A 14610-nucleotide genomic window follows, 5' to 3' on the forward strand; every position below is an offset into this window, starting at 1 on the left:
GGCTATGCCGCGTTCTCGACCACAATCATCCCGGCACCCGTCATCGAGGCCGGGGCGTGGTAATGCTTGTGGACCAGGTTGACGTCCTGGTTCATCGCGGCGCGCATCACCAGCCACATGATGAGTTCGGCCCCTTCGGAGCCGAACTGCTCGACATAATCCTGCCGGCTCATATTGCGGTAGGGCTCGGGATTGGCGGCAATGCCTTCGAGCCAGGCACGGTCGGCTTGCTGGTTGATGAAGCCGGCGCGCGCGCCCTGCAACTGGTGCGACAAGCCGCCGGTGCCCATGATGACCACGCGCTCATCGCCCGGCCAGGATTCGATGGCCTGGCGCAGCACCGTGCCCATGTCCCAGCAGCGCTGCGGCGTCGGGATCGGATACTGGATGGTGTTGACCCAGATGGGCAGTATCCTGACGGGCCAGGCGTCGGGCCGGCCGAAGAACAGCTCCATCGGCACCTGCAACCCGTGGTCCACCTCGATCTCGCGGCATACCAGCGGGTCGAAATGGCTCTCGACGAGCTTGTCGACGAAGTGCCAGGAGAGATCCACCGCACCAGCGAAGGGCGGAATAGCGCGTGGCCCCCAGCCTTCGTCGATGGGCTGGTAGCTCTCGGCCATGCCCACGGCGAAGGTCGGCACCTTGTCGAGAAAGAAGGTATTGCCATGGTCGTTGAAGATGACGACCGCAATGTCCGGCTTGGCGTCGCGCATCCAGGCCTTGCCGGCCTCGTAGCCGTCAAAGAACGGCTTCCAGTCCGCCGTGTCGCGCAGGCCCTTGTCGAGTGCCACGCCAATGGAAGGCACGTGGCTCGTACCCACCCCGCCGATGATCTTAGCCATTGCGCTGCTTTCCAAGTCGTTGGTAGAGAAAATCGTCGTGCGACATCCCGGCCTGCGCCGCGCCGATCTGGGTGATCGGCGTCGGATCGACCGCTGCGATCTTGAGGATGAAGAACAAATTGCCGCCCAGCCGCACCATTTCGTGCCAGTCGCGCGCCAGAACCGCGCGCTTTTGCGCGGCGCTGAGGCCGAAGCGGTCGAGATAGGCTTCCTCATCCGCCCGAAAGGCGTCGCGGTTGACCGCCTGGCTCAAGGCCATCGCCATCTTGTTGAGTTCGTAGCCCAGGATCGACCCGTCACGGTCGAACAGCGGCGTATCGGGTATAGCCCGGTGTTCAGGCATGTCGGTCTCCAAATCGGCGGTCGAGCCAGGATGTGATGGCGGTGGTGACTTCGTCCGGCCGCTCCAGCGGTGCGAAATGGCCGGCATTGTCGATGATGCTCAGTTCGGCATCGGGCGCCGCGGCCGCGATCTCGCGGTGCTGGGCAATGGGACTCCAGCCATCCTGCTGCGCTGCGACCAGCAGCATGGGGCAGGCGAGGCTGGGGATATAGGCCATGGCATCGGGCCGACCGAGCAGCGCGCGAATCTGGCGCTCATGCACGGCAGGGCCCGCCCGTCGCACCATGGCCCGCAACTGCGCCATCAGCGCCACATCAGTGGTCCGCGCCGGGTCCAGCATGGGCGGCAGCCACACATCGGCCAGTAGCTCGATATCGCGGTTGCCCAGATCTATCATTTCCTGGCGCCGCGCATCCTCGCCCGCGCGCCTGGGATGGTGACCGGTATTGGCCAAGACCAGACCGGCCAGTCGTTCCGGCGCCAGGCGCGCCATTTCCATGGCCACGCGCCCGCCCATCGAATGGCCGACAGCGATCAACGGACCTGTGGTCTCCGCCAGCAGGCGCTCGGCCATGGCCGTGATCGCGCTATCGCGCGTCAGGTCGGCATGATGGCTCCGCAAGGCCGCGGCGTCGGCAAGCGGCTGCCAGACGACAGCATCGGAAGCCAGGCCGGGTATGAGCACCAGAGTGGTCAATATGGTCATCCCTTCGGTCACGACACAGACATTATGCATACACCGCTGTCAATCCGAATGTATGCATCACTTGCCAATTGCGCTATTATTTCACGTATTGCGCTTGTTTTCATGCTGTCATGTATACACTATTGTCGGTTGAGAGACGGCAGCGCGCCGCAGGACTTCGCGCCGCCGCGGTGGGGTGCTATAGGATGCGACGGAACAGGAATCGCCCCATGAAGCCGACTGAAGTTGCGACCCATGGCCGCCGCGCCGTGATCGAGCTGCGCGAGAAAATCATCAATGGTGAACTGGCTGGCGGCACCCGCCTGTTCGAAGTTTCGCTGGCCGAGACCCTGCAGATATCCCGCACACCGGTACGCGAGGCGTTGTCACGGCTGGCCGAGGAAGGGCTGCTCGATCGGCTCCCCAATGGCGGCTTTGTGGTGCGCCGCTTCGGCTATGCCGATGTGGTCGATTCCATCGAACTGCGCGGCGTGATGGAGGGTACGGCGGCGCGCCTCGCCGCAGAGCGGGGCACGACGCCAGAGGCGCTGGCGCGCATGCAGGCCATCGTCGTCCGGCTCGATGCCTGTTTCGGGCCGACCGAAGACAGTGTCGACTTCGACACCTATTCCGATCTCAACGCAGCCTTCCACGTCGAGCTGGCCGCACTTTCAGGCAGCGAGATCATCCGCCGCGAAGTCGAGCGCGCTACCGTTCTGCCCTTCGCCTCGCCTTCGGCCTTCCTGCCCAACAAGATGGAAATCGTCGCCTTCCATCGCTCCCTGCGTATCGCGCAGGAGCAGCATCACGCCATGCTCAATGCGATTGCTGCGCGCGAAGGCGTGCGGGCCGAATTCATCGCCCGCGAGCACGCGCGGATCGCCCGCCAGAACCTTGAATACATTTTCAGCCAGGACCCCGAACTGCTGCAGAAAATCCCCGGGCTGGCACTGATCCACCACTAGCGGGGCCCGCCCGGCCCGTTTTCCTGCAACGGCAGCCTCCGGCGCCAACACGTCGCGTTCATCCCCACAAGCGCGGGCGTGAGCGCGGCTGCCGGTTCAGGCGCCTGTTTCCCAATCGCGATAATTCCCGCCATCCCACATTCATGCAGCGAAAGGGCTTGCAATCAGTCCATCATTTGGCACTATGTATACACAGTTCTAAAAATGACGGAGGAGACGGCCATGGCGCAATCCAGTTTAAGTGACATTTTGAGCGACAACCCGGACATTGTTGGCCGGTTGCGTAATTCGCAGATCGGCATGTATGTATACCCGGTGGTCACACCGGAGTTCAGCAACTGGAGGACCGAGCAGGCCGCCTGGCGCCATTCCGCCGTGCTGTTCGACCAGTCCCATCACATGGATGAGCTGACTGTCGAGGGCCCCGACACCGAGAAATTCCTCTCCCATCACGGCATCAATTCCTTCGCCAATTTTGACCTGAACCGCGCCAAGCACTTCGTGCCGGTGACGCCCAATGGCCACATTATCGGCGACCACATCATCCTGCGTGAGCGCCTCGACAAATTCGTGCTGGTGGGCCGCGCGCCGACCTCGAACTGGCTGATGTTCTGTGCCGCCAATGGCAAGTGGAATGTCCGCCTCAAGCACGATCCCCGTTCCACCTCGCGGCCCGAAGGCGAGCGGGTGCTGCGCACCCATTATCGCTACCAGATCCAGGGTCCCGAGGCGACGAAGATATTCGAGAAGCTGCATGGCGGACCCATCCCCGACATCAAGTTCTTCCACACCGATTTCATCAATATCGGCTCCAAGAAGGTGCGGGCACTGCGCCACGGCATGTCCGGTGCGCCGGGGCTGGAAATCTGGGGTCCCTACGAGGACAAGAGCTATATTCTCTCCTGCATCCTCGAAGCGGCCCAGGCCGCCAAGGTCGACCTGGTGCGCTGCGGTAGCCGGGCCTATTCCACCAATACACTTGAATCGGGTTGGATTCCCTCCCCGCTGCCCGGCATCTATAGCGGCGACGGCATGCTCAAGGAGTATCGCGACTGGCTCGCGGCCGACAGCTATGAATCCATTGGCGCCATTGGCGGCAGCTATGTCTCGGACAATATTGAAGACTACTACGTCACCCCGTTCGAGCTGGGCTACGACTTCTATGTGGGCTGGAAGAAGGACGATTTCGTGGGCAAGGCAGCCCTCGAAAAGATGAAGGGGCAGCCGCACCGCAAGAAGGTAACCTTCGAGTGGAATGCCGACGACGTGGTCAACGTCATCGCCTCGGCCTTCCGCCCGGGCGAGGATCACTACAAGTGGATCGACTTCCCGCAGCCTAACTATGCCTCGACCAGCGCCGATATGGTGATGCGCGATGGCAAGATGGTCGGCATGTCGATGTTCAACGGCTATTCCTATAACGAGCGCTGCATGCTCTCGCTTGGCGTGGTCGATCCCGACGTGCAGATCGGTGATGTGCTGACCCTGGTTTGGGGCGAGCCCGATGGCGGCACCAAGAAGACATCCACCGAACGCCACAAGCAGGCCGAAATCCGCGTACGGGTCTCACAGACCCCCTACGCCGCCGAAGCCCGCGAAAACTATGCCGACAGCTGGCGCAGCAAGCGGAGCTGATCGCCCGCGACAAATCTCCCTCTCCCGGCATCGGGGGAGGGAAAGTGGGGTAAGGGTGCGGCGACACTCCCGCGCACGCACCCAGCCTCCATTGAGGGCGGCAAGGCTGATGATTGCCGGAAGGCGAAGGACCATGCAGCCGCTAAACAGCAATCCCCGCTTGCGCGGGGATTCGTGAGAGGAGAACGGCAATGGGGCGGATGGCGTCGTTCACCAGATTTGCGGGCCGGTCCGGCTCACTCCGCGCTGGGCGCCTGCAATCGTGCCACCCGCTTCTCCAGAAACGCGCGCAGCCGCTGTTCGGCTTCCGGACTGGTGGCAGTGAACGAAGCAATGAAGGACTCGACGAACAAGCCGTCTTCCTTGGCCATGTCCTGGATGCGCGGCAGCGCGTTGATGATGGCGTAGTTGGAAATCTCGGCATTGGTCGCCATGATCTCGGCCAGCGCATGCGCCTTGTCCAGCGCAGCACCCTTGTCCACCACATACTGCACCAGATTCCAGCGCTCGGCCTCGTCAGGCGAAATCACCCGCCCGGTCAGCATCATGTCGCTCATTCGCGCCACACCCATCAGCCCGGCAATGCGCACCGAACCGCCGCCACCCACGAAAATACCGCGCTGACCTTCGGGCAATGCGAAAAACGCCGAGCGATCGGCTACCCGAACATGGGTCGCCGCCGCCAGTTCAAGGCCTCCGCCAATGACCCCGCCATGCAGCGCCGATACCCACGGGATCGTGCCGTGCTGCATGCCTGCGGTGACGGTGTGCCAGCGACGCGAGCCGCGCACGCCTTCGAACGGGGTTTTTTCCACATGCTCAGCCAGATCCAGCCCCGCGCAGAAGTGGTCGCCGTGACCGAACAGCACTGCCGCCTTGGCTTCGCTCTCGGCCCGCGCCACAGCTTCGGCCAGCATTTCAACAAAGCGGTCGTTCATGGCGTTGCGTTTTTCGGGTCGGTTGAGCCCAATATGGGCGACAGCGCCCTTCAGTTCGTAGCTGATAAATCCGCTGGTCTGTGCAGCCATTGCCGGCGCTCCCTCTTTCCCATGCAAGCCATGGGCTCCCCTGACATTTTTGATTGTTTACAGGTAGATAGTTTCCTTGTAAACAAAATTTGGGATTGGGTGACCGGAGGGGAAGCATCATGACCACAGGGGCCAAACACAGCGTCAAGCTATGGTCGCCGGTTGTCGCGTGGGAGGAACGGGCCAATGGTGAGTTCATCATCTGGCGCGAGGATCCACTCGGACCGTATCCAGTCAAGCTCAACGAGCGCCTGCTGCATTGGGCGGCTGTGGCGCCCGATCGTGTCTGGATGGCCGATCGTGAGGGCACCGGCCCCTGGCGCGAGGTAACCTATGCCGAGGCACTCGATAAGGTGCGCCGTGTCGGTCAGTTTCTGTTGTCGGCCGGCCTGTCGCCCCAACGGCCACTACTCATTCTGTCGGAAAACTCCATCGAGCACGCGCTGATGGCACTGGGCGCCCAGCATGTGGGCATTCCGTCCGCCGCCATCGCCCCCGCCTATGCCAGTGCCTCATCGGGCTTCGCCAAGCTGCACGACATTGCCGCCCAGATCGACGCCGGCATGATCTTTGCCGATGACGGGGCCCGTTTTGCGCCCGCCGTCGACGCCGTCTTCGGTACGGACATGGCTTTTGCTGCGGTGCGCAATTTGCCAGCCGGCCGCGCCAACACCTATGGCTTTGACGCCATTGTCGCCACCGAGCCCACTGAGGCGGTCGACCGCGCCTTTGCCGCGGTCGGACCCGATACCGTGGCCAAGTTCCTGTTTACCTCCGGCACCACCGGCTCCCCCAAGGCGGTGATCCAGACCCAGCGCATGCTGTGTTCCAACATGGAAATGGTCGCCGATTGCTATGCCTATATGCGTGACGAGCCCCCTGTGGTGGTCGACTGGGCGCCCTGGAACCATACCGCCAGCGGCAACAAGGTCTTCAACCTCACCATCTATAATGGCGGCAGCTATTATATCGACCGCGGCAAGCCGACGGCGGCGCTGATCGGCCAGACTATCGCCAATCTGCGGGAGATCGCCCCCACCTGGTATTTCAACGTCCCCGCGGGCTTTGAGATGCTGGTGGGCGCCATGCGCAGTGACCCGGCGCTGCGGCAGAACTTCTTTTCCCGGCTCAGGATGCTGATGTATGCTGGCGCCGGGCTGGCCCAGCATACCTGGGACGCCCTGGTTGAGCTCGCCGAGCAGACCACGGGCGAAAGCCTGCCGATTGGTACCGGCCTGGGTTCCACCGAAACCGGCCCCTTTGCGCTCTACTGCACCGAACAGCAGGATCGTCCGGGCAATATCGGCATCCCCTCCCAGGGCGTCACCGTCAAGCTGGTGCCCATTGATGACAAATATGAACTGCGCCTCAAGGGTCCCAATGTCACGCCCGGCTACTGGAACAATCCCAAGCTGACCGCAGAGGCCTTCGATGCAGAGGGCTTCTATCGCATCGGCGACGCGGTCAAGTTTGCTGTGCCCGGCGATCCGCGCCGGGGGTTTTACTTCGACGGTCGCACAGCCGAGAATTTCAAGCTCGATACCGGCACCTGGGTTGCCGTCGGCGTGCTGCGGGCACAGCTGGTCAACCAGTTTGGCGGGCTGATCCGCGATGCGGTCATTACCGGCGAGAACCGTCCGGAACTGGGGGCGTTGCTGGTGCCGTTTCTGCCGGCTCTGCGCGAATTGATAGCCGACGAGCCCGACCTGTCCGACGCAGAGCTGCTGGCCCACCCCAAGATCCGCGCGGAGCTGGCCGCCAGGCTTGCCGCTCATCAGCGCGAAGCCAGCGGCTCGGCAACCCGCATCAAGCGCGTGTTGCTGATGGCTGAACCGCTGCGCTTCGACAAAGGTGAGGTGACCGACAAGGGCTCGATCAACCAGCGGGCGGTATTGGCCCATCGCGATGACCTGGTTCAAGCGCTGTACGGCGATGGCGCTGACGTTATTCAGGCAGACAGGGAGGTCGTCGCATGAAGATCGAGGGTTCCAGCGCACTGGTCACTGGCGGCGGTTCCGGGCTCGGCGCGGCTACGGCGCGGCTGTTGGCGCAGCGGGGCGCCGTGGTGCATGTGTTCGATCGCAACAGGCAAGCCGCCGAAGCCGTGGCAGGTGAAATCGGCGGCGTGGCGCTGGCCGGCGACGTGACCAGCGAGGCCGATGCTGCCGCCGCACTCGACACGGCAGCGCGCGCCGGGGACGGCCTGCGCATTCTCGTCAACTGCGCCGGTATTGGCGTGGCAGGGCGTATTCTCGGCAAGTCGGGGCCGATGCCGCTGGCCGATTTCGAAACCGTCATCCGCGTCAATCTCGTGGGCACCTTCAACATGATGCGGCTGGCCGCCGAACGGATGGCCACGCTGTCCGAACGGGTGGACAAGGCGCGTGGCGTGATCGTCAACACCGCCTCGGTTGCCGCCTTCGAAGGCCAGATCGGGCAGGCCGCCTATGCTGCATCCAAGGGTGGCATTGTTTCCCTGGCCCTGCCGGCGGCGCGCGAATTCGCCCGCTTCGGTATTCGCGTCAATACGGTGGCGCCCGGCATATTCATGACGCCACTGTTGCACAATCTTCCGCAGGAGGCACAGGAGAGTCTGGCGGCTGCCATCCCCTATCCGTCCCGGCTTGGTGACCCGGCCGAGTTCGCCGACGCGGTGCGCTTCGCCATCGAGAACCAGTATATCAATGGCGAGGTCATCCGGCTCGACGGCGCCCTCCGGATGCAACCGAAATGAGCTTCACCGACCAGGCCAGCCGCACCCTCGCCATGCTCGCGCTGACACCGGGCTGGTCCCGCGTGCAGGCGCTGCGACCCGATTGCGACGATGACATCGTGGCGACCATGCTCGACGCCGCTGCCGGCTTTGCCGAAACCGTGCTGGCGCCCCTCAATCCGGTGGGTGATCGCATCGGCGCCCAGGTGACGGACGGGCGCGTCAAGCTGCCGCCGGGCTTTGTCGACGGTTTCCGCCAATATGCCGAAGCCGGCTGGCTCGGCATCGACGCGCCGATCGATTTTGGTGGGCTGGACATTCCCCTCACCCTGCAGGCGGCCTGTGGCCCGCTGTTTGATCGCGGCTGCATGGCGCTGATGATGGCTGCCGGCTCCAGCCGGGGCGCCATCCACCTGCTGGCCGCGGCGGCCGATGCCACCACGGCGGCCGAGTGGGGACCCAAGCTGGTATCGGGTGAATGGGCCGCCACCATCTGCATTTCCGAGCCCGAGGCCGGCTCCGACGTGGGCCGGATTCGCACCAAGGCCGAGTTGCGCGATGGTGCCTGGCTGGTTACCGGCCAGAAGATCTGGATTTCCTTTGGCGACCATGACATGGCCAGCCGCATTGGCCACTGCATGCTCGCCCGTACCAATGATCAGCCCGGCACGCGTGGTCTCAGCCTGTTCCTGGTACCCAACCAAATCGATGGCGCGCCCAATGGCGTCTCCCTGGAGCGCATCGAGGAAAAGCTCGGACTGCATGGCTCGCCCACCTGTGCCATGCGTTTCCGCGATGCAAAGGGCATCCTGCTGGGCGAAGAGGGAAGAGGCCTGCCCCAACTCTTCGCCATGATCGAACCAATGCGGCTGCATACCGGGATTCAGGGACTGGGTATCGCCTCGGCCGCCGCTGATATCGCCGAGGACTATGCCGGCCAGCGCCGGCAGGGCGGGCGCCCGGACCAGACGCCGCCACCGATCGCCAGCCATCCCGATGTGCGGCGCCAGTTGCACGATATCCGGTCCGCTACCGAAATCCTGCGCGCCGCCGTGCTGGAACTGGCGACGATCATGGATCTGGCCCGTCTCGAAGCCGATACCGGCAAGGCCGACCTTGCCGCCTGGATGCTGCCGCTGATCAAGACCTTCGGCGCGGAAACCGGCTTCGATACCGCCCATGCCGCCATCCAGGTGCTGGGTGGGGCGGGCTATGTCCAGGACTGGCCGCTGGAGCAGTATCTGCGCGATGCTCGCGTCATGGCGCTTTATGAAGGCACAACCGGCATGCAGGGTCTCGATTTCCTCACCCGCCGCCTGTGGCGCGACGACGGGCGGGGACTGGCAGCATTCCTGCAGCGAGCGCGGCACGAACTTGGTGAGGCGCCGGCCGGACGCGCCGAGGAGGCCCGCAGCGCCAGCGCCTTGCTGGACAGCTTTGAAGCGCTGAGCAGCCATATGGTGGCCATGCAGTCCGACCCCGATGCCGCGCTATACCGGGCCGACAGCTACCTGCGCGCCGGCTGGGCCGCTTTATCGGGCTGGATGGCGTTTCGCATCGGCGCGACGGAGGCTATCCATCTGTGTGTATTGGCGCATGCCCGTCACAGCGCCCGATGTGCCTGAGCTTGCCCAGGAAATTGTTGCTTTGCCACTTGACGCCAGATTGTTTATTTCCGAATAATTCAATTGTGGACTATATTGAACTACAGCAATAGCCAGGGCGGGGGAGCCTTGGACGCGGAGGCTGGCGGGGAGGAAATTTCTGCAGCACCAGGCTGGTAGCGGCGCCACAAGGCGGCCCTGCGGAAGCCTGATGTTCTGACCCGGCTGCGGGCTGTTTGTCTTGCTGACCTTTGCACAGCAGTCGTGCTCTCGATGCAGCGACGTGCAATACCAAAGAACTCTGGAGAACCGATTGATGGCCGTCCGTAAGCTCGATGACGAGGAAGTAGACCGCCTGGCCGGAAAGGCCGACGTCTCGCTGGGCGCGCTGGAAAACTCGGGTGGCTTCGTGCTGCGCATTGCCCAGCTTGCTGCCTTTGAGCGCTTCTTCACCGTGTTCGGCCAGAGCGAGATCAGGATTTCGGAGTTCACCGTCCTGCTGGCGCTGTCCGAGAATCCGGGTATTCGCCAGGGCGTGCTGGCCGACGTGCTGAAGATCAAATGGTCCAATATGACCAAGCTGGTGCGGGCGCTCGAAGAGCGCGGCCTGATCTCCCGGCGCATTCCACATGATGATCGGCGCTCCGTGGTGCTCAGCGTCACCGAAGCGGGCCGCAAGCAGATCGAGGCCTCGGCCGAGAAGATGTCTCAGTCAGACCGCGCCGCCCTGTCCATGCTGAGCGACGTTGAACATGCCCAGTTGATCGCGCTGTCGCGCAAGATCGCCGGCTGGCCGGAGACGAAGTGATGGGCGCGCCAATGAATCTGGACGACATCGTCGCCATCGACTTTCATACCCATGCCGAGGAAGCCTGCGGCATGCATGCCGATGACGGCTATGATGATCTGCAACAGGCGATGGCAGACTACTTCCATTCCCCGTTCAAGACGCCCCCGACCATTCCCGAAACGGCCGACTACTACCGCAAGCGCCGCATTGCCGCGGTGATCTTCGCCGTCGACGCCGAGGCTGCCACCGGTCACCGCCGCTACAATAACGAAGACATCGCCACGCTGGCGGCCGAGCATTCCGATATCCTCATACCGTTCGCCTCGATCGACCCGGCCAAGGGCAAGATTGGCGTGCGCGAGGCGCGTCGGCTGGTCAGCGAGTTCGGCGTGCGCGGCTTCAAGTTTCACCCGACTTATCAGGCATTCTACCCCAATGACCGCGCGGCCTATCCGCTCTATGAAGCGATTCAGGAAGCGGGCGTGCCGGCCTTGTTCCATACCGGACAGACCGGGGTGGGCGCGGGCATGCGCGGCGGCTATGGCATGCGGCTGAAATATTCCAACCCCATCTATATCGACGACGTCGCGGCCGATTTTCCCGACCTCAAGATCATCATGGCGCACCCTTCCTTCCCCTGGCAGGAAGAGGCGCTGGCCGTCGCCACCCACAAGCCCAACGTCTACATCGACCTGTCGGGCTGGTCGCCGAAATACTTTCCACCACTTCTCGTGAAATACGCCAACAGCTTGCTCAAGGAACGGATGCTGTTTGGTTCGGACTGGCCCGCTATCCTGCCTGATCGCTGGCTAACCGATTTCGAGAAACTGGATATCAAGCCGGAGGTTCGTCCGTTGATCCTCAAGGAGAACGCGCGACGCCTGCTCGGAATCTAACACCAAGACCGCAGCAAATGCGGCTCGTACTTAGAAACCATGAGAGCGGTCGGATTTCCGGCCGCGGGAGGACAACGATGAATAGATATGTCAGACTACTAGGTGTGGTATCGCTGGCGGCCCTTGCCGTTGGCATGGTTGAGGCCCGCGAACTACGCCTCGCCTCCGGCGCGCCGCCGGCGCACCCGGCGAGCGATCCGCTCTACAACAGCTTCGCGGAATTCCTGCCCGAGGAAACCAATGGCGAGCTGACCGGCCTGATGATCGGCCCCGAAGTCGTCAATATCGGCACAGTCAAGCAGGCGCTGCAGTCATCGCTGGCTGAAGTCGGCAATCTGCTGCCGCTCTTTGTTCCGGCCGACCTGCCCAATACGGCCCTGATGGGCGATCTTTCCTTCCTTGCCACGACGCCACACGCCATGGGCGCGGCGATGACCGAATATGTCGTCACCTGCGGGGAATGCCAGGCCGAGTTCAAGACCATGGGCGGCGTCTTCGTCGGTGCCGGTTCATCCGATGTCTATGTGCTGCTGACCACCAAGCCGGTCAATTCGCTGGCCGATATGAAAGGGCTGCGTCTGCGTTCGGGCGGCGCTCCCTATGCCCGCTGGGCCGAAAAGCTCGGCGCCGCACCGGCCCAGGTGCCGGTGAGCGATCAGTTCGAAGCGGTTTCCCAGGGCGTGCTCGATGGCACAATGGCGTCGATCTCCGACCTGATCTCGTATCGCCTGATCGACGTTGCCAAATACATCATCGACGTGCCGCTGGGCACCTATCACACGACGTCCAACTTCACGGTGGCCACCACAGCCTGGTCGGAACTTACTCCCGAGCAGCGTGAGGGCTTTGCCCGTGCCGCCAACAAGTCCAGCGCCCTGTTCACCCAGAGCTGGGGCTATGACCGGGCTGCATCGGCACGCCAGGCCGCTGTCGACGCCGGCATCCAGGTTATTCCTGCCAGCCAGGACCTGCTCGACGCCACCAACGAGTTCCGCTTCAGCGATATTCCCGATGCCGTCGCGCTGGCCGAAAGCCAGCTTGGCGTGACCGACGCTGCAGACAAGATCGCGCGCTTCCAGACCCTGGTCGACAAGTGGACCGCGATCACCGCTGCAACCGAAGGTGATGTCGACGCCATTGCTGCCGCCGTGCAGACCGAAGTCTGGGACAAGGTGGACTGGTCCACGTACGGTCTGTGATGCAAAGACCCGCGGCTGCGTCGCATCCGCGGGTCACTTTGCCACCTGTCGTTGGGAGCAAGAGCATGCGCGAAAGACTCGACCGGCTGGTCAACAGCGTGACAAGCGGCCTGGCCCTGCTGGGGTCCGTCGCCGTCATCGCCATGCTGGTACACATCACAGCCTATGTCATCCTGCGCAACCTGGCCTCAGCGCCGGTGCCGGCGACGGTTGAGATCGTCTCCCACTACTACATGGTCGCTATTGCGTTCCTGCCTGTCGCCTGGGCAGAGCGCCGCGGGGATATGATCTCCGTGGAAATCTTCAGCCGATTCCTGGTCGGTCGCGCCGGCCGGATCAACCAGATCTTTGTCGCTTTGGTCACCTTCGCTGCCTATCTGGCGCTGACCTACACGACCTGGCTGGTGGCCATGCGCGAGTTCTCGGCCCGCAGCTATGTCATTTCGCTCAGCGTGGCGATTCCGGTCTGGCCCAGCTATTTCATCCTGCCCGTGGCCTTCGCTCTGGCGGCTCTCGTGGCCCTCTACCGGGGCATCGCGCCACCGGTGCAAGGAACCGCCAAGTGAACGTGACACTGGGCCTGATCGGCCTCGCCATCCTGTTCGTACTCCTCGGCCTGCAGGTGCCTATCGCCATCGCCATGATCGCCGTTTCCTTCGTGGGCGTCTGGGTCATGCTGGGGCTGGGACCGGCGATCGGCGTGCTGGCCAATACACCCTATGAATTCATCGCCAGTTGGACCCTATCGGCCGTACCGATGTTTCTGCTGATGGGCTTTGTGGCCTTTCACGGCGGTCTTACTGCAGGCCTGTTTGACGCTGCCAAGGTGGGGCTGCGCAAGGTGCCGGGTGGTCTGGGTATCGCTGCCATCGTTGCCTGCTCGGGCTTCGCTTCGGTCTGCGGCTCCAGCCTCGCCACCGCCGCGTCACTGGGCCGTATCGCCATCCCCGAAATGGTCCGCGCCGGCTACAAGCCGAGCTTTGCCACCGGGGCACTGGCCGCCGGTGGCACCATTGGTGCGCTGATCCCGCCCTCCATCCTGATGATCATTTATGGGGTCTTCGCTGAGACCTCGGTCACCAGTGTGTTCATGGGGGGCATCGCCGTCGGCCTGTTCACGGCGCTGAGTTACGTTATCGTCATTCTGCTGGTCGCCTGGCTGCGCAAGGATATCATTCCGGCCGAACCGGTGGGGGTCGAACACCTCGATACCCGCAAGGTGATGCTGGCGGTATGGCCCATTCTGGTGCTTATCGCCCTGGTATTCGGCGGGTTGTTCTCGGGCCTGTTCACCGCCACCGAGGCGGGTGCCGTCGGCGCCGCCGGCGCCCTTGGCCTGGTGGTCATTACCGGCCGGATGAGCTGGGCCGTGTTGCGCCAGTCGGTGCTGGAAACGCTCGTCACTTGTGCCTCGCTGTTCATTATCGGCGTCGGCGCGGTGATGTTTACCCGCTTCCTGGGCCTCAGCGGTGTGGCCGGGCTGATCAGTGGCGCCGTGCAGGGTTCCGATCTGAACTACTTCCAGCTGATGTTCGTCATCGTCCTCATCTACCTGGTCCTGGGCATGTTCATGGAACCATTCGGCGCCATGCTGGTCACCCTGCCTGTGCTGCTGCCGGTGCTGCAGGCGCAGGACATCAACCTGGTCTGGTTTGGCGTATTCGTGGTGAAGCTGCTCGAAATCGGCATGATCACCCCGCCATTGGGCATGAACGTCTTCGTCATCCGAAACGTCGCCGGCCAGTACGCTTCGCTGACCGACGTGTTCAAGGGCGTGACATTATTCCTGGCGGCCGACCTGGTCGTGGTTGTCGCGGTGGTATTGTTCCCCGACATCGTGCTGTTTCTGCCGTCGCTGCTGCGCTAATCGCACATAACCCTGCAGCAGTCAGAGGGGGCCGTTTCAG

General features: G+C 63.2%; 14 protein-coding genes. 10 read left to right on the forward strand and 4 right to left on the reverse strand.

Features of this window, described 5'->3' with window-relative positions:
• Window positions 1–2: 2 nt before the first annotated feature.
• From ABFY71_RS10775 to ABFY71_RS10785, 3 genes are read right to left on the reverse strand one after another with little or no spacing between them, the layout of a single operon-like run.
• Window positions 3–845: a class III extradiol dioxygenase family protein gene (locus ABFY71_RS10775; RefSeq protein WP_347945982.1), complete on the reverse strand. Its 843-nt coding sequence runs from the start codon at window positions 843–845 to the stop codon at window positions 3–5.
• Window positions 838–1188: an extradiol ring-cleavage dioxygenase gene (locus tag ABFY71_RS10780; RefSeq protein ID WP_347945983.1), complete on the reverse strand. Its 351-nt coding sequence runs from the start codon at window positions 1186–1188 to the stop codon at window positions 838–840. The genes ABFY71_RS10775 and ABFY71_RS10780 overlap by 8 nt, the downstream gene beginning before the upstream one ends.
• Window positions 1181–1894, reverse strand: a complete 714-nt coding sequence (locus ABFY71_RS10785; RefSeq protein ID WP_347945984.1) for an alpha/beta fold hydrolase — start codon at window positions 1892–1894, stop codon at window positions 1181–1183. Before ABFY71_RS10785 ends, ABFY71_RS10780 begins: the two co-directional genes overlap by 8 nt.
• 209 nt (window positions 1895–2103) lie before the next feature.
• Here ABFY71_RS10785 and ABFY71_RS10790 point away from each other — a divergent pair, with 209 nt between their 5' ends.
• Both ABFY71_RS10790 and ligM read left to right on the forward strand, forming a co-directional pair.
• Window positions 2104–2838 (forward strand): GntR family transcriptional regulator, encoded by a 735-nt coding sequence (locus tag ABFY71_RS10790; protein ID WP_305575789.1) that lies wholly within the window; start codon window positions 2104–2106, stop codon window positions 2836–2838.
• Between the two features lie 222 nt (window positions 2839–3060).
• On the forward strand, window positions 3061–4473 hold the full coding sequence (ligM, locus tag ABFY71_RS10795) for a vanillate/3-O-methylgallate O-demethylase (RefSeq protein ID WP_347945985.1): 1413 nt from the start codon (window positions 3061–3063) through the stop codon (window positions 4471–4473).
• Between the two features lie 236 nt (window positions 4474–4709).
• On the opposite strand, the gene ABFY71_RS10800 is transcribed toward ligM, so the two are convergent.
• Complete coding sequence (locus tag ABFY71_RS10800) at window positions 4710–5501, reverse strand: crotonase/enoyl-CoA hydratase family protein (RefSeq protein WP_347945986.1); 792 nt, start codon at window positions 5499–5501, stop codon at window positions 4710–4712.
• A gap of 119 nt (window positions 5502–5620) precedes the next feature.
• Here ABFY71_RS10800 and ABFY71_RS10805 point away from each other — a divergent pair, with 119 nt between their 5' ends.
• From ABFY71_RS10805 to ABFY71_RS10840, 8 genes are all read left to right on the forward strand, one after another.
• Window positions 5621–7477: a feruloyl-CoA synthase gene (locus ABFY71_RS10805; RefSeq protein ID WP_347945987.1), complete on the forward strand. Its 1857-nt coding sequence runs from the start codon at window positions 5621–5623 to the stop codon at window positions 7475–7477.
• Entirely contained in the window at window positions 7474–8235 is a 762-nt protein-coding gene (locus tag ABFY71_RS10810; protein ID WP_347945988.1) for an SDR family NAD(P)-dependent oxidoreductase, read from the forward strand. Before ABFY71_RS10805 ends, ABFY71_RS10810 begins: the two co-directional genes overlap by 4 nt.
• A complete protein-coding gene (locus ABFY71_RS10815; RefSeq protein WP_347945989.1) occupies window positions 8232–9839 on the forward strand; it encodes an acyl-CoA dehydrogenase family protein in 1608 nt (535 codons plus the stop codon). The genes ABFY71_RS10810 and ABFY71_RS10815 overlap by 4 nt, the downstream gene beginning before the upstream one ends.
• A gap of 295 nt (window positions 9840–10134) precedes the next feature.
• Window positions 10135–10626, forward strand: coding sequence for a MarR family winged helix-turn-helix transcriptional regulator (locus ABFY71_RS10820; protein ID WP_347945990.1), 492 nt, complete (start codon window positions 10135–10137; stop codon window positions 10624–10626).
• 11 nt (window positions 10627–10637) lie between these two features.
• Window positions 10638–11504 (forward strand): amidohydrolase family protein, encoded by an 867-nt coding sequence (locus tag ABFY71_RS10825; RefSeq protein ID WP_305575805.1) that lies wholly within the window; start codon window positions 10638–10640, stop codon window positions 11502–11504.
• A gap of 77 nt (window positions 11505–11581) precedes the next feature.
• Window positions 11582–12703, forward strand: coding sequence for a C4-dicarboxylate TRAP transporter substrate-binding protein (locus ABFY71_RS10830; RefSeq protein WP_347945991.1), 1122 nt, complete (start codon window positions 11582–11584; stop codon window positions 12701–12703).
• 65 nt (window positions 12704–12768) lie between these two features.
• Window positions 12769–13269, forward strand: coding sequence for a TRAP transporter small permease (locus tag ABFY71_RS10835; RefSeq protein WP_347945992.1), 501 nt, complete (start codon window positions 12769–12771; stop codon window positions 13267–13269).
• A complete protein-coding gene (locus ABFY71_RS10840) occupies window positions 13266–14570 on the forward strand; it encodes a TRAP transporter large permease (RefSeq protein WP_347945993.1) in 1305 nt (434 codons plus the stop codon). The genes ABFY71_RS10835 and ABFY71_RS10840 overlap by 4 nt, the downstream gene beginning before the upstream one ends.
• Window positions 14571–14610 lie beyond the last annotated feature (40 nt).

Origin of the sequence: Devosia alba, assembly GCF_039938915.1 — a bacterium.
GTDB classification, from domain to species: domain Bacteria; phylum Pseudomonadota; class Alphaproteobacteria; order Rhizobiales; family Devosiaceae; genus Devosia; species Devosia alba.

Bases quoted from the DNA above. Each gene is read 5' to 3' on its own strand.
- ABFY71_RS10790 (WP_305575789.1), top strand. From the start codon at position 2,104: ATGAAGCCGACTGAAGTTGCGACCCATGGCCGCCGCGCCGTGATCGAG.
- ABFY71_RS10810 (WP_347945988.1), top strand. From the start codon at position 7,474: ATGAAGATCGAGGGTTCCAGCGCACTGGTCACTGGCGGCGGTTCCGGG.
- ABFY71_RS10815 (WP_347945989.1), top strand. From the start codon at position 8,232: ATGAGCTTCACCGACCAGGCCAGCCGCACCCTCGCCATGCTCGCGCTG.
- ABFY71_RS10825 (WP_305575805.1), top strand. From the start codon at position 10,638: ATGAATCTGGACGACATCGTCGCCATCGACTTTCATACCCATGCCGAG.
- ABFY71_RS10775 (WP_347945982.1), bottom strand. From the start codon at position 845: ATGGCTAAGATCATCGGCGGGGTGGGTACGAGCCACGTGCCTTCCATT.
- ligM (WP_347945985.1), top strand. From the start codon at position 3,061: ATGGCGCAATCCAGTTTAAGTGACATTTTGAGCGACAACCCGGACATT.
- ABFY71_RS10835 (WP_347945992.1), top strand. From the start codon at position 12,769: ATGCGCGAAAGACTCGACCGGCTGGTCAACAGCGTGACAAGCGGCCTG.
- ABFY71_RS10830 (WP_347945991.1), top strand. From the start codon at position 11,582: ATGAATAGATATGTCAGACTACTAGGTGTGGTATCGCTGGCGGCCCTT.
- ABFY71_RS10805 (WP_347945987.1), top strand. From the start codon at position 5,621: ATGACCACAGGGGCCAAACACAGCGTCAAGCTATGGTCGCCGGTTGTC.
- ABFY71_RS10785 (WP_347945984.1), bottom strand. From the start codon at position 1,894: ATGACCATATTGACCACTCTGGTGCTCATACCCGGCCTGGCTTCCGAT.
- ABFY71_RS10800 (WP_347945986.1), bottom strand. From the start codon at position 5,501: ATGGCTGCACAGACCAGCGGATTTATCAGCTACGAACTGAAGGGCGCT.
- ABFY71_RS10780 (WP_347945983.1), bottom strand. From the start codon at position 1,188: ATGCCTGAACACCGGGCTATACCCGATACGCCGCTGTTCGACCGTGAC.
- ABFY71_RS10820 (WP_347945990.1), top strand. From the start codon at position 10,135: ATGGCCGTCCGTAAGCTCGATGACGAGGAAGTAGACCGCCTGGCCGGA.